14 protein-coding genes and 1 pseudogene are annotated in these 14,029 nt (G+C 39.0%); 6 read left to right on the forward strand and 9 right to left on the reverse strand.

From position 1 onward, the window contains the following. Window positions 1-436 precede the first annotated feature (436 nt). The 3 genes from V7K48_RS27600 (at window position 437) to V7K48_RS27610 (ending at window position 2,993) form a co-directional block, all read left to right on the forward strand. The gene (locus V7K48_RS27600) at window positions 437-1,378 is read left to right on the forward strand and encodes an N-acetylmuramoyl-L-alanine amidase (protein WP_335077339.1); all 942 of its coding nucleotides are present in this window, start codon (window positions 437-439) and stop codon (window positions 1,376-1,378) included. Between the two features lie 263 nt (window positions 1,379-1,641). Continuing rightward, window positions 1,642-2,298, forward strand: coding sequence for a hypothetical protein (locus V7K48_RS27605; protein WP_335077341.1), 657 nt, complete (start codon window positions 1,642-1,644; stop codon window positions 2,296-2,298). Between the two features lie 245 nt (window positions 2,299-2,543). Continuing rightward, on the forward strand, window positions 2,544-2,993 hold the full coding sequence (locus V7K48_RS27610) for a hypothetical protein (RefSeq protein ID WP_335077343.1): 450 nt from the start codon (window positions 2,544-2,546) through the stop codon (window positions 2,991-2,993). A gap of 722 nt (window positions 2,994-3,715) precedes the next feature. Here the strand turns inward: V7K48_RS27610 and V7K48_RS27615 are convergent. Next, the gene (locus V7K48_RS27615) at window positions 3,716-4,195 is read right to left on the reverse strand and encodes a hypothetical protein (protein ID WP_335077345.1); all 480 of its coding nucleotides are present in this window, start codon (window positions 4,193-4,195) and stop codon (window positions 3,716-3,718) included. 359 nt (window positions 4,196-4,554) lie between these two features. On the opposite strand from V7K48_RS27615, the gene V7K48_RS27620 reads away from it, so the two are divergent. Next, window positions 4,555-4,701: a zinc-binding dehydrogenase gene (locus V7K48_RS27620; RefSeq protein WP_335077347.1), complete on the forward strand. Its 147-nt coding sequence runs from the start codon at window positions 4,555-4,557 to the stop codon at window positions 4,699-4,701. A gap of 51 nt (window positions 4,702-4,752) precedes the next feature. Here V7K48_RS27620 and V7K48_RS27625 read toward each other — a convergent pair whose 3' ends face one another. The 6 genes and pseudogenes from V7K48_RS27625 to V7K48_RS27645 all read right to left on the reverse strand — a co-directional run bounded on the left by V7K48_RS27625 (window position 4,753) and on the right by V7K48_RS27645 (window position 10,087). Beyond that, window positions 4,753-6,978: an EAL domain-containing protein gene (locus V7K48_RS27625; RefSeq protein WP_335077349.1), complete on the reverse strand. Its 2,226-nt coding sequence runs from the start codon at window positions 6,976-6,978 to the stop codon at window positions 4,753-4,755. A 215-nt stretch (window positions 6,979-7,193) separates the two neighbouring features. After that, window positions 7,194-7,493, reverse strand: a complete 300-nt coding sequence (locus V7K48_RS27630) for a hypothetical protein (protein ID WP_335077351.1) — start codon at window positions 7,491-7,493, stop codon at window positions 7,194-7,196. Beyond that, window positions 7,490-8,107 (reverse strand): annotated as a pseudogene (locus tag V7K48_RS27635) (NAD-dependent epimerase/dehydratase family protein); the annotation flags it as partial. The pseudogene V7K48_RS27635 and the gene V7K48_RS27630, both read right to left, overlap by 4 nt. Before the next feature lie 606 nt (window positions 8,108-8,713). Beyond that, window positions 8,714-9,475, reverse strand: a complete 762-nt coding sequence (locus V7K48_RS27640; protein ID WP_335077353.1) for a class I SAM-dependent DNA methyltransferase — start codon at window positions 9,473-9,475, stop codon at window positions 8,714-8,716. 404 nt (window positions 9,476-9,879) lie between these two features. Further along, the gene (locus V7K48_RS35185) at window positions 9,880-10,014 is read right to left on the reverse strand and encodes a multicopper oxidase domain-containing protein (RefSeq protein WP_442949482.1); all 135 of its coding nucleotides are present in this window, start codon (window positions 10,012-10,014) and stop codon (window positions 9,880-9,882) included. Next, window positions 9,956-10,087 (reverse strand): hypothetical protein, encoded by a 132-nt coding sequence (locus tag V7K48_RS27645; protein WP_335077355.1) that lies wholly within the window; start codon window positions 10,085-10,087, stop codon window positions 9,956-9,958. Before V7K48_RS27645 ends, V7K48_RS35185 begins: the two co-directional genes overlap by 59 nt. A gap of 445 nt (window positions 10,088-10,532) precedes the next feature. Here V7K48_RS27645 and V7K48_RS27650 point away from each other — a divergent pair, with 445 nt between their 5' ends. Beyond that, window positions 10,533-10,709 (forward strand): hypothetical protein, encoded by a 177-nt coding sequence (locus tag V7K48_RS27650; protein ID WP_335077357.1) that lies wholly within the window; start codon window positions 10,533-10,535, stop codon window positions 10,707-10,709. Window positions 10,710-11,124: 415 nt separating this feature from the next. Further along, the gene (locus V7K48_RS27655) at window positions 11,125-11,514 is read left to right on the forward strand and encodes a hypothetical protein (RefSeq protein WP_335077359.1); all 390 of its coding nucleotides are present in this window, start codon (window positions 11,125-11,127) and stop codon (window positions 11,512-11,514) included. 64 nt (window positions 11,515-11,578) lie between these two features. Here V7K48_RS27655 and V7K48_RS27660 read toward each other — a convergent pair whose 3' ends face one another. Next, window positions 11,579-12,505, reverse strand: coding sequence for a phosphodiester glycosidase family protein (locus tag V7K48_RS27660; protein ID WP_335077361.1), 927 nt, complete (start codon window positions 12,503-12,505; stop codon window positions 11,579-11,581). An 82-nt stretch (window positions 12,506-12,587) separates the two neighbouring features. Further along, window positions 12,588-13,844: a DUF4912 domain-containing protein gene (locus V7K48_RS27665; RefSeq protein WP_335077363.1), complete on the reverse strand. Its 1,257-nt coding sequence runs from the start codon at window positions 13,842-13,844 to the stop codon at window positions 12,588-12,590. Between the last annotated feature and the right edge of the window lie 185 nt (window positions 13,845-14,029).

A 14,029-nucleotide genomic window follows, 5' to 3' on the forward strand; every position in this document is an offset into this window, starting at 1 on the left:
CATACCATTCGATTAGGCTGAAAAGCCTGTCTTATCGCTTTTCTTCCTTCTACCCCTCTGCTTCTGTGCCCCTCTGCCTTCTTGCACTAGGTAGATTTGTCATAGCTTTCTACTTTTACGAAGCGTTATTATCTTAACAATGGGGGTAACTGCTGCATTTCAATTTATTGCAACAATCACCGGATTATTTCCGATTTTGATAAATTATGATGGTTGTGTTTTTTCTGCCAAAAAATTTTGCAATCAGCGGATTTTACCACATAAAATCTGCTTGCAATGTTCGCAGAAAAACTTATTTTACTTACCAGCGTAGTAATGCTTAAAATGACGCGGACATTGCTAACAAGTACTTCAACAAATTTATTAACAAAACTTTGTCTCTATAATTGGAAGAGTTTTGAACTAGCGTAAAAATAAGTAAGTTGAGGATAAAATCATGAAATTCGGAATTGATAGTGGGCACAATTGTCCACCAGACACAGGAGCCAGGGGGATTAAATTTGAGGATAATTTAACTCTCGATGTTGGTAATAGAGTTATAGCCAAGTTAAGAGCTTTGGGGAATGAAGTCGTAGTATGTAGACCAAGTAGTGCTAGTACAGTCCGGGAATCGCTTTCAAAAAGATGTTCTACAGCTAATGGGAGTAAAGTAGATATTTACGTCGCGATTCATTTTAATTCTTTTAACGGGCAAGCTAATGGCACAGAAGTATTTGCAACTAGTGATACTGGCAGAAAAATCGCTAAACCTGTATTAGATGAAATCGTCAAGTTAGGATTTTTTAATCGCGGTGTTAAGAGTGGTTCCCACTTGTTTGTTCTGAAAAATACGGATATGCCTGCGATTCTTGTAGAAGGTTGCTTTGTCGATTCGCAAAAAGATATGAATCTTTATAATCCAGAAGCAATGGCAAATGCGATCGTCAAAGGCTTAACTGGTAAAGTATCAAGTGTTCCTGTTAACCCTGTACCAGATGAAGAAGGGAATGTAGATACCACTATTCAAAGACTGCAAAAAGCCTTAAATCAACTCAAAATAACTGATAAAAATGGTAAGGCGTTAGTGGAAGATGGCTTCACCGGAGGTAACACCAAATCTGCTGTAGAAAAATTTCAGACTATTGTCGGGGTTCAACCGACTGGAATTGCTGACTCAGCTACATGGAATGCCATAAATTTAATTTTGGCAAAACGAATACTCAGACCAAACCATGCTGGGAATGCAGTTATCAGATACTTGCAATACCGTCTAGGTGTTGAGAATGATGGCGTCTACGGGCCGCAGACAGAGGTTGCAATTAAGAACTTTCAAAAGCAAAATGGTTTAGATGCCGATGGGATTATCGGGCCTGCTAGCTGGCAGAAATTAATTGGTTAGGCTGATGGCGAATTGCTCATCTAGATTATAAAACTATAGCGATCGCAGATGTAAATTTCTGCATCTTATGGCTATTTCTTAGATAGGGGGGCTAGCTGCGGTAGCAAAAAGCCCCCCTTTAAGCGTCTACATCTTGATACTCAAAATTGCTCCACAAAAATTTGATATCAGGGTGCATAAAAAAATCAAGGTCAACCTATTGAGTAAGTGAAAGGGTTAAAACCCAAAATACACACTAACACTTAAGCATTAGGAAAATGACCATGAAATTCCGTCACAAAGCTTTTTCTTTACTAACAGCTACCGCACTTCTGAGCAGTACATTACCAGCTTTCGCCGGTCCTTTTGATGTCAAGTCTACTGGTATTTTCAAACCTGTTACTATTATCCCCAAAGCCACTGTAGGGAATGCAACTCTTCGTACTCCTATTCCTACCTCACCCAGTAATCCAGTTGGTAATACTGAAATTCAAGGATTAGGTGATCATCAATCTTGGGTTAATCAGAAAACCCTAGCAAATGACCCCCGCGCTTTGTGCAGTGATGTTGGCTTAGGTAATAACACCCGCAACAATTCTAGCAAACTTGCCTTGGCAAACTCTACCGATACTCATTCCAGTTCTGCTGAAAGCCACAATGACGGCGGTGGTGGTGGTTTTAGCTTTTTAGGGATTGGTGCTAGTGGTAGTGGTTCTACCCAAGGTACTAAAAATAACAGTAACTCCCGCGATCAAAGCAGCAAGCGTACAGAAGAAAATAGCAGTAGTTCTTCAACAGTTGTTCAAGGTAAAAATTGTGATGCTTTTGTTAACTCCGCCGCTGCTAGAGACATGAATTACGAAGATAACCTCACCCAGCGCTATGCAATCAAAACAGGTCGTCAGGGACAGCAAGTCAATCAATTGCTGGAAAATAAATAAGCTGTTCCTGAAGAATTCAGGAGTCAGAATGACTGAAAAAGCGGATGAATAAGTCTAGAGCAAGCGATTTTATAATCGCTTTGCGAGAGCAAGCTACGTGCAGATAAAAGAGAAATTTTATTTATTGAAACAAGCGCTACGGTAGGGGCGCATGGATGTTCGCCCCTAACGTGTGGTTCAAAAAGATAAAAAACGCTGTAAAAAGGACAACGGACAATTGCTTTATTTAGCTGTTAAGAGAAACTATGAAAAACATGCTAAGAGGGAAAATTATTGCCCTCACTACAACCATGTTTTTGTCCATAACATCTTTGGTAAGTGCCCAAACTACCAACTATTATCACACAATTCATGACTCTCAAATCCTTCCCTATCTGCTAGATAATCCCAGTGAAAACTCATTGGTAAGAGTGCGTTGTCTTTCCAGAGATAGGCAACAAATCGATAGCAAACGACAAAGAGTCAGAGATAGCATCCTGCAATCTACTCCTGGCGATCGCAATCATACTGTTACCATTCAAGTAGAGGAAAGTTGTCGCAATTTCAGGATTCGCTCTCAAGACGACTCAGATTTTTCTGATATCCCCGTCTATTATCCCTACTTAGATGATAATCATGCTGAGTTTGAGGACTCTTGGCTAACCCGTGAAGGTTCTGGATGGTATTGGCTATTACATCAGTTCCCTCCTTTTTAAGGATGCTTAGGGAGGGATCGAGTGTTAACCCAAACGTATTGAGCGATAAGCGTAGGTATAACCTAATGTAGACATCACCTGAAGCCGTTGACCTAAATATAATTAAAAGAAATAACCAGGGCGTAGGAAGTCACCTATGCTGCTGACAGGGATATGTTCAACTTAACCAGGTTGGCGTTTGATAAGTATCAATCGCACTTGGTCACAGATAATTTCCTATCGCTCTGGTGCTTTTTTGGCGGTGAAGTTTCGCCAAAAGTATAAAAGTAAGGGTTTTTCAAGCCTATAACAATTGTTACTACTTTGTTGTATAAGTGGACACAATTTTTCTGGTTTTTAAATTTATTCCCTATTTCATATTGTGTGCAGCTAATTACTTGTTAAAAAATTTTCCACGTCCCCGTCAATCAATATGATAAGTATTCAACCGAACTCTATATCATCTCAAGCCTAGTACACTGTGGCGTCAGTTTGCCTATCTCTAAACAGTTGCTCAAAGCAACTTGTCTAGTTAATTGAGATGGTAGCTGGATTTTTGCCGTGCTGTACTAGTACAGCACGGCGTAAATAAATAGACCATTGAAAAGCCCTAAAGAGCTTATTCCATAATACTTTTGACTTTCGCCTTGCAGTACTAGTGGATTCTACCATCTACAGTAAAGACGTTATACTGCAACGTCTTTACATGATCGCTAGGCAAATTATTTAATCCCTAAAATTTATCACCCTAGTGTGTAGATATAAGCTTGTCTCAAGCACTGTACCATCTCTCGACGGACCTCATTTTGGATGCGGTTTCCACGCCGCCAGTATTCTAACTGAATATTATCAACATAGAACCTCACAGAAAATTGCATAGCCGAGCCTTGGATATTAGTTAGCTGAACTTGGGGTTCTTTCCAAGCAATATTAGACTCTTTAAAACTATCATGCAGCCATTCAACAAATTTTAACGAGTAGTCATCTAATCTGGTTTCATCTACTCCAGGATTTAATATTTTCTGAAATATTTTATTCAGTTTAATTTTCAGGAGGTCAATTTTTTGCTCCCATTCGTCTGGTAAAAGATGTTGGTCTTCAAGTACTAAATCGGGATCTTGTAACCAAACTTGATACCATTGACGAATCAAGCTAATCAGGGTTTGTTTTCCAGCCTGTTCTTGTTCTTCTAGGCGCGATCGCAGGAATTTGTAAGATACCAAGGATGAACAGGACTGTATCTTTTTCTGTGCGACGAAGAAACGATCGCAGTTTCGATTTTGCCTAAATATGAAGGCGATATCTGACAATAAACCGCGCTAAATCTATGTTTTTGGTTAGAAATGGTGTGAAAGAAGGTGGTTAAATTCTGCAAAGATTTATTCAGTAAGTAGATTGGTGTAAATAAATATGATATGGATTGTCATTGCGAGGAACGAAGCAATCCCTGTGATTGCGATTGCTTCGTTCCTCGCAATGCATATTACATTATTGGCATTTTATCAGGCAAAGAGAGTGCGATTAATCCTATGCTAATACTCTTCAAGAAGCAGTTCAGGGAATTTATATAGGTAATCAAGAAATGTTTGAGGCGATAAATCAGGCGATCGCTCAACATCAACTTCACCCTATTATTAATAAAGCTTTTCCTTTTACCGAAGTACATAAAGCTGATCGTTACCTTAAAAGTATTGCTCACTGCGGTAAAGTTGTAATTGAGATTAAATAATCATCTTATCGACAATATTCACGATAAGTAGCATAGAAATGGAGACTGGTGCTAAAGGAGATATCTAATGTCAGCATCCTCACAATCCATCTGCACTATACAATTTCTTCCTTGTGCTTTTGCCTGGTAGAGTCCCTGGTCAGCAGCAGCAATTAAGGTTGCAGGAGATAATTGGCTATGAGGAGTAATAGTTGCCACACCAAGACTTAAGGTGATGAATTCATTAACCTGAGAATGCAGATGAGGCATTTGTAATGCACTAACGTTGGTCTGAATATCTTTTGCAACTGCAATGGCCCCTTTGATATCAGTATTCGGCAAAATGACTGCAAACTCTTCTCCACCATAACGAGCAACTAAATCAGCGGGGTGTTTACCTGTCTGAGAGATTGCCTTAGCAACCTGTCTGAGTGCATCATCTCCTGCCAGATGTCCATGTGTATCGTTGTAAAGCTTAAAGTAATCGACATCACACAAAATCAAAGATAACGAACCTTGCTCTCGTGCCAACCGTTGCCACTCTGCGTTGAAGGTGTCATCAAAGCAGCGTCGATTTCCTACCTGGGTTAAACCATCCGAACAGGCAAGGCGTTGTAATTCCTGGTTTGCTTGTTGTAATTGGTGGTAAAGTTCTGATTGCTGAATAGCGATCGCAGCTTGTCCCGCTAACTGGTTAAACAAGTTAATCTCCGATTGCTGCCATTGTCTGGTATGATGGCATTGGTGAGCGATCAATAGTCCCCACAAACCCTCTTGCTGCAAAATGGGCACGATAAGATATGCCCTGATTTGCATACTTCGGAGGAAGTCAACATGACATGGTGATAGTCCGGGAGATTCAATGTCTTCGATCGCTCTGGTGTTACCTTGTTGAAAGTAAGCTACACGGCTAGGTTGAAAGCACGTGTCTATGGTGTATCCCTGAATGGACATGCACCCTTCTGCTAAGGATTCTACAGCGACTAACCCACTCCAGTCTGGCTTAAACTGATAGATCACCACTCGGTCTACCTCAAACAGTTGTCGCACTTCGGCTGCTGTGGTTTGCAAAATCTCGTCTAACTCTAACGATTGTCGAATGCGTTGCGTCACAGCAGCGACAATTCGCTCAGACTCACTTTGGTGTTGAACATGCTGCTCAACTTGCTTACCATCTGCTGATGCTAGAGTTAACACGATCTGATCAAAGTGAGGAGTTGTAGTGATAGGCACTGCACTGGGTTTACCAATCAAATAGCCTTGAGCAAAAGTTGCGCCTCGTTCTCGCAGCCAGTTCAGTTCCTCAATGCACTCAATCCCTTCAACGATGCTCTGGATATTTAACTTTTGAGTAATCTCCAGAAGCTTCTCTGTAATCGAAGCTTTGTAAGGGTTTTGATGAACATCTTGAATTAACTCCATGTCCAACTTAATAAAGTCTGGACGTAACTGATGCAGCAAGTTTAGGCTAGAATAGCCAGAACCGAGGTCATCAAGGGCTACTAAAAAACCAGCATCCCGGTAGTATTTGAGCACTGTCTTGAGATGGTCTAAATCTTGAAGATTGTCTGACTCCACGACCTCAAAAACAACCCGCTCATGGGAGATGCCTGCTTGATCAATTGCCTCTAGAGTACTGTGTAGGCAAAAAGCTGGATCATAAAGTGACGTTGGTGCAAAATTGATGAAAATCTGCCCGCTTACTTGATGGCGGCTGAATTGAGCGATCGCGCTCAGGCGAGCAACTCGGTCGAGTTGTGGTAAAAGTCCAGCTTCAATTGCTAAATCCAGAATTGGTCCCGGTAGCACCAAATTGCCTTGTTCATCCAGCCCCCGCAAGAGCGATTCATATCCAAAAATCTGTGATGTATCGTTAATTGAGACAATTGGTTGGAAGTAACTGGTGAATCGTTCCTTTGCCAGCATTTCAACCAGCCAGTCGGATTGGTTGAACTTAATGAAGCGTTGTAATGAAGCTATGTCACTAAAATGGTGGAGTTGAGGTTGAATAGCGCCTTGAATGAAAAGGACTTGGGTCTCTTTTAATTCTCTCGGTGCAAGTAGTTTGGCCAGGTTACGGGCAATTTCTTGGGATTGTCCGGGTCTACAATCCAAACTCAGACCTGGCCGCTCGTGCATTAGTTCATACTTAAAGGCAAACTGCTGTAGGTAGGAGGTGACTTTTTTTAGGGTATGTGGAACGGGAAACCAGAGAAAGAGCCTGCCTGCTTCCTTAGTCCGGCAGCGTGCAACATTGCGACAAGCACAGGTTTTGGAGATAGCACATATTTGGCTCATAGCTAACTAATTTGTTTAATCCGATTTACTTTATTATTCCCATTATTTTTCCTATAAAAGATAAACTCAACTTCAAATTGATGAAGATTTGATGAGTTCGGTAAACTGAATAATTTAGCTGATCAGGTGACTCACCAATATATCCCAAAATTTATACTAAATGCTCAAGTAATTGCTGATATATTTTGTGTAATCAAGCAAACTAATGAGGAGTTTTAGCAACAATTTAATTTACAAAAAAAAGGCAAAAACCAGCCAGAGTCGGAAGAATTTTTAGCTGGATTAATTAAGAGTAAATATATATCACTTATATTATTATCGTCGAATAGCCTGAAGGGGTTCAAACCCACAACTAATATATCAGCTTTTCCCGTTTGACCGGATAGTGCAATCGGTACAGCGATCACTTGATGGAGCGATCGCTGCCAAATACCAGAAGGTAGGCTACTAAAAGACACTTCCAAGTCGGAAATCAGTTTTGCCTGATGCGTTTTGATCGCTTCTGCAAAATTCAAACATTTTTAATCCCTCTTTCTTTTCCCAAAGTAACATTAGATGTTGCGATCAAAAGCTCTAAAGCTAGCTGTACTGACCATTGAGGTTTGAAGGCTAAGAGGGAAGATGCACTTGAGATATCAGCTTCTGAATGCTGAATGTCTCCTGCACGCTTAGGCGCAAATTTAATTTCCGATCGCCACTCAGGAAAGCATATTTTGAGAAGATTAACCAGCTGCATCAGAGAAGTTGATTTTCCAGTGCCTAAGTTAAAAATTAAAGATGAACCAGCTGCTAATGGAATCATTAAAGCTTTAACAAAGCCATTCGCTAGATATTTAACATAGATAAAATCTCGTGTCTGCGATCCATCTCCATAAATTGTCAGGGGTAACTGTTGTTGCATTGCTGCCGAAAAGATGGAAATCACACTAGAGTATTGAGATGATGGTAGTTGTCTCGGACTAAATACATTAAACAAGTGTAATCCTATAAATGAAAACCCTATGTGTTTGGCAAACAAACTGGCATATTGTTCGCTGATCAGTTTTTGTAAACCATAGGGTGAAATAGGAGAAGTCGATTGTGCTTCTGAAATTGGTAATTGTGTGGGGTTGCCATACACAGCTGCTGAACTAGCAAAAACTTGACTTAATTTACTTACAGTTTATATGTGAAAAGACTCTGCCAAAAATATAGTTCTAGTTTCAAAATTCATTTACTGAAAAATTACTTCTGTTTTTAAACTTAACTGCTCAGATTAAGCTTTTAATCAAAATCCAAATTTGGTAAAGGAGAGGATAGCAATAGGGTCTGAGTTGCTTATTAATCCAAGTTGCGGGTTATCAAATACAAATATACTATTAAATGCGATCGCAGATTCCAAAGTGGTGATAGCGTTAGGTTAAATCACCACATAATCAAATAGAAATTACAGACTATTTAAACTTTTTGAAACACTAAAAACCTATATTCAACTAATTTTATTATTAAACACTTTTCCAGAGCATCGCGGGTACATCCCAGTTTTTATTTTTTAATGAGAAAATAATTGTCATTGCGAGGAGGAACGACGAAGCAATCGTATGGACTCGCTCTGAGTTGGAGGATTTTGTGATTGCTTCGCTTCGCTCGCAATGACATGCAAAAAAGTGGGATGCTCCCGAGCATCGCTACCTACCAAAGCCTTAAATTCTGAAGAAAACTGCATCAAAAAAAGATCCAGATTCATTAAACACTCCTATTTTAGGGTAAAGACTAAACCGTAACCATCCCAAAATATCTTACCTAAACTATATAATAAATACGGCATACCTCCACAAGGTAAAAGTTGAGATTTATTTAACAAATAACCTTCTGTTTCTGCATAAGTTGTGATTTCTTTTTCGGAAGGATTTCTCACCCAGATAAATTCAGGTTCTAATAGACTTTGAATTTTCAGAACAAGATTAGTCAAATTATTGGGGTCGTGGTGAATAATAATCAGTTTTCCATTTGGTTTTAAAAGGTTCTTTAGAGAGTTAAGGACTTGAGGTATATTTTTAAAATAACATACAACTCCGCTCATCATAATAATATCAAATTGCTCTCCTTTGAGTTTAAATTTACAATCATTATTCTCCAAATCTATTTGAATCCATTCATATTTACCCCTTAAATCTAGCGATATTTTTCGACATGCCTCAATCATCTCTTCAGTTAAATCAACACCTACACCATCTACATGATAGATATTTCCCAAAGTTTCTACAATATCTATTAGATACAGACCGTTGCCGCATCCAGCATCTAATATTTTTAGATGAAAATCATCTTTTTGTGTATTTTGATAAAATTCTTGAATAATATCTAACAACCACTGTCTTTTAATTTTATAGTGATAATTTAAATTTTGCTTATCCCATTTATCTGAGTAATAAGCAAAACTTTCACGGATTTTTTCTTGGGAAACTGTATCAGCAATCTGCGATTTATAGTTAGACTTGTCTTTGGGTGATGGCAATGTCATACCTCTAGCTTTTAATTGATTACATTTATGCAAAAACTAACTCATATTCAAGTGCTAAAAGGGTCTTTGACTAACTTTTCGATGAATCTATTGCATTGTGTTGAAAGGAATGTAGTAGTTTTGCTAACTTATCGATGAGCCGATATCCTGATATTTAGCAAACACTATTGCTGGTTTATTATTAACAGTTAACAGTTATTTTTTTATATTTAAAATTCATCAAAAAAACATTTGACATTTAACTATTTTCCAACTTTTCGACAGCTTTTATCCAATTTCATAATAAAACTTTTGGGTTTACATAAAAAGGTTTTTACAAATTTCCAAGACTTCAGCAAAAAATCTCCCTTTTGTAATAAATTTAGGTGGGCATCCCTGCCCACCCCACAAGATTTTTACTAATCTTGTATCTTGTAGCTTAAGCCAGTAGAAACAGGTGGTAAGACTAGAATATTCTGCATCATTCCATGATCTTCATGATACAGGAGATGACAGTGATAGACGAATTGTCCACCGACGAATTTGCCATTTATGTATGTGGATGATGAAGATGCCTGCTAAAATCGTCAGCAGCAGCTTATACAAAAACTGAGATAAGCGTTTCATAACCATAAGTGAGTTAAATCTTTACAAAAGTGAGTGAGATTACAAGCCCCTAGATTCATCCGTGGGGATATTTTAAGTTCTGCGTTCTTCAAATGGGATTGTTATCAAAATGAGGAGTTCACGCCGTGTGCAACTTTCTCTCAAACCTAACCTCCAATACCTTTTTTACTACTAGCATTGGGGCAAGAATCAAAGTCTCTCAAGAGTGGGGTTCTAAGAATAAGTTGCACATCGCGTGAGTTCACTATTCAAACATTATTAAGTTATGGTTAGAGACACAGCAGGGTATCTCTCATTTATCTAAACAAATGACATCATATCCCCATCTGGTGTACATATGACAACCTGTCATATGAATAAATATGACAAATAAAACTTGATGATTTATACAAAAATTATGAGATAATATGCGAATTTTTGTCATCAAAAAAATCCGTTAATCTTTTTGCTGATCTATGAAATATGGTATTTTCACAGCAGAGTATCTCTGGTAGCCGAAGCTTTTGGGGTAAAGAAAATAGACCAAGCTAGCCTGATCGCTTGTCAGGAATTATGGCTAGCAGGTGTTCTATGTTTAGAGGATGTTTTAAAAGTCCAAAAAGGTATAATTTTCACGTTATGACTGGGTTAACTCCGACGAAAAATCAAGGTTTTTAACCCACGAGGGTGGATTTTGTCTGTGTAGCCGTGACTTATAGTTGCCAGGGCGAGTAATAAATTAGACTTTTCAAACATCCTCTGAGATAGAGATTATGATCTCAAGTCAGAGCATCACAACTTTTATCATAAATTAAATTTATTGTTTAAATAAAAAAGACTATTTGATTTTATTCTCAAAGTCGTTTTATCCTAAAATCAGTAGAAATTTGACTTTGAACAAATACAAACTTGGCTTGCGATTAATACAAGCTTTTGGCTGAGTAATTAACTCCCCAAATCTCTAGTGGTATCAAGAGCAAACTAATACTAAATTGCCCAAAGAAGTTTTAGTGTATCTACCTTTCAACTTTGAGAAAGCAAAGGAGGACAATAGCTAAATGCTAGAGCAGCAGATTGATTACCCCACTAGACCCAAGACAAGTGCAATGCTCATGAAACTTTTCCAAATTACTCTAGTGGTCTTAGTACTTTTGATTAACTTAGCAATTGCTTTCCCCTCTTGGGCAGAAAGAGCGCCTTCTTTAATTAGTAATTCTAACTACTTTGAAGTTGGGCAAAAAGTTATTTGGCTTTACAAGCCTCGCGCAGATTCTAGTGATGTCCAAAGAATTCCCGCCGAAGTAATCAAGTTAAGTTCCAAGCAAGTACAAATCAAGGTGTACAAACATAACAAGGAATTTGTTAATCGTTGGGTGAATCCAAACAAGCTTGAGAATTTGCAAAAAGTTAAAGAGTCAGTACTAAAAAATTTAGCCAGATGGAAATAAATCTAAAAGTCGATGTCTACAACGGGTGTAGCTACAGCACACAGCACTCAATTCCTCAACTATTTTATTTTTTGTAAATCAAAAAAACTGAACCAATCGGTCCAAGGTTTTCTACATAAGTTTTCTGATTATAATACAATCCTGGAGACATACCTCCATCAAATAAAATCCCTTCTTGAATCTTACCTAAACAGTTATTGGTAGCAATGCCTTCCAGGACATTATCAAACATATCTGGCACTAACTCTTGATTAACTTGAGATAATTCAATATCTGATTTAGCTTTCAAGTCGTTAACTAATAGTATTACATAGCCTTGATTAGTGATAGCTGCCAGAGAGCGATTAGTTGCATTTTTACAGGCAAACTCTCCCAAATCTTCACAAATATCTTTAAACTTACCCTGACGATAGAATCTGCCATTACCGCCCACTAAATTGTAATTAAGAATATCGCTTTTTCTTCTGCCAGTTTGGATAGTAGCCTGTCGCTGGTTAGGTGTACCTCCTGATATCCCAAAGGAAGAACGTTTATTTTTAAATACTCCTGAATACTCTATGCCACGAGAAACATTTAAGCCTTGTGGTTTATTATCAGTACCTATATAGTCGGCATTAATTGCGGCAATGGGTAGCTGTCCATTTAATTTGGCATTCTCATCGGTAATGAGTTGATGAAACTGTTTTGGTACATATTCTTTACGCAGTTTCCCTCTAGCATCTTTGGCGTAGAGTTTATGAGATAGACCAACATTAACTTTGAAATCTAATTCTGCTGATTTGGGATTAAAAATAATCACATTGTTAATACCTTTTTGATTTTTTTTACCTTGATTATTAGTTTTAAAAAAATCAATACTGAACTTGGCATCTTTACCAGGGCAAGTTTTAGATGCTTTTGGGACTGAATTTGCTTCAATCTTTTTACAACCTGATAATAAGCTTGCACCAATTATCAAGCTAAATAACAAAAATAATTTTTTTGTATACATATAATGTAAAAAACCGCTACAGAATTACTATAGCGGGGAATAATTGAAAATTTCAATCTGGAGTTAATCTAAGAGCCAAAACTTAAGGGAACCATTCTAAAACAGCTTCTTCTTTGGTGTTAGTATTTCGGGATGGTGTCTCACGATTGAATTTCATTTGAATTGACCGGGTTTGCTCACCATCAGCAGCTACAGCCACAATCGGATAGTCAATTAAACCATCCTGGAAGGACATCTGGAAGCGGAATGTCCCATCTGGATTTAACTGAATTGGACGGCCACCAATGGTTACGGTAGCATCGGGTTCGGTTGCACCGTAAACTATCAACTCAGCATCGGCAATTAACCAGAACTGGCGCGGACGTACTGGTACGGCGGAAGCCGAGAAGCCAACACCTGACATTCCTACACCAGAAGCAGTTAAGCCAGACACGGTGGGAACTGCCCACAGACCCACACCAGATGGGAAAATGTAGGAACTGATGGCTTGTTCGGGACGTTGCTGCTGGGAGCCGAAGATAGAACCAGCAACCCGTTGTACTTCGGCAGATTCCGCTAAACCAAATATTTCGTCATAGATGGGGTTGCCATTCACAGGATTACCAGCATTACCAGCATTACCATTGGCGGTAACTGCGATCTTATTGGCAGGGGGAACCAGTTCAAACTGAGTCTGGCCACGCAAATCTTCTTCAAAGTTGACACTGATGAAGACATCCTCTATCCAGTCAGAAGGATAGACGGGAGGAATGTGTACTTTAGCAGAACGAGCTAGTACCAACCAGCGACCATCAGCAGCACGATAGCCGATATCTATCACATAATCGCGATCGCTAACTGGAACTGGTAGATACCATTCTCTAGCTAGTTCATCAGCAGGATATTCTTGAATGCTATGGGGGCTTTGGTATTCGATATTGATGTCGGTGACATCATAAATCCGTAGTGCGAGTTGTTGTCCCCCTTGTCGGCGCAGTTCCTCTTTATGTTCATTGGGAACATCCCAGTAAGTGTAAGCCCACTGAGGATCGCGCGGTAAGAGTACAATCCGGCTGTCACCATAGCCAGAGGGCAAATCTGCGAGTCCTTCATCAACATCAGCCAGAGATCCGCCAGTACGATCTTCCTGACCTAATTCAAACTTTGCTGCTTCCACGGTTTCCTGTGCCTCCAATGAACGAGATGGACTGAGCAAATTTTTACTGCGCTGGACTTCTTGTATTGATGTCAGCAGTTGTGATTTACGCATTCGGCTATAGCGAGAGATGCTATATTCGCTAGCAACTTTGCGTAGTTGGCGTAAGGTCATCTCCTCTAGTGGCGGGCGTTCTTTTGCCATTATTTTGGCCTCCAGTAGTTTAAGCGGTAAATGATTCCCCTGGTTAAGGAATGCTATGTAAAATGTCATCCACTCCAGATGAATTTCTTATTCCTGACTCCTGGTTTTGCCCAGTTTTTAAGTTTTTTAGTCTGTTTTTAAATTCAGGTCATTTCCTGACAATCCCTTGTCATGCCTAAATCAGC

Source organism: Nostoc sp. (genome assembly GCF_036919615.1).
Classification (GTDB): Bacteria; Cyanobacteriota; Cyanobacteriia; order Cyanobacteriales; family Nostocaceae; genus Nostoc.

Bases quoted from the DNA above. Each gene is read 5' to 3' on its own strand.
- V7K48_RS27645 (WP_335077355.1), bottom strand. From the start codon at position 10,087: ATGAAACGCTTATCTCAGTTTTTGTATAAGCTGCTGCTGACGATTTTA.
- V7K48_RS27655 (WP_335077359.1), top strand. From the start codon at position 11,125: ATGCTAGAGCAGCAGATTGATTACCCCACTAGACCCAAGACAAGTGCA.
- V7K48_RS27665 (WP_335077363.1), bottom strand. From the start codon at position 13,844: ATGGCAAAAGAACGCCCGCCACTAGAGGAGATGACCTTACGCCAACTA.
- V7K48_RS27610 (WP_335077343.1), top strand. From the start codon at position 2,544: ATGAAAAACATGCTAAGAGGGAAAATTATTGCCCTCACTACAACCATG.
- V7K48_RS27600 (WP_335077339.1), top strand. From the start codon at position 437: ATGAAATTCGGAATTGATAGTGGGCACAATTGTCCACCAGACACAGGA.
- V7K48_RS27620 (WP_335077347.1), top strand. From the start codon at position 4,555: ATGTTTGAGGCGATAAATCAGGCGATCGCTCAACATCAACTTCACCCT.
- V7K48_RS27625 (WP_335077349.1), bottom strand. From the start codon at position 6,978: ATGAGCCAAATATGTGCTATCTCCAAAACCTGTGCTTGTCGCAATGTT.
- V7K48_RS27605 (WP_335077341.1), top strand. From the start codon at position 1,642: ATGAAATTCCGTCACAAAGCTTTTTCTTTACTAACAGCTACCGCACTT.
- V7K48_RS27660 (WP_335077361.1), bottom strand. From the start codon at position 12,505: ATGTATACAAAAAAATTATTTTTGTTATTTAGCTTGATAATTGGTGCA.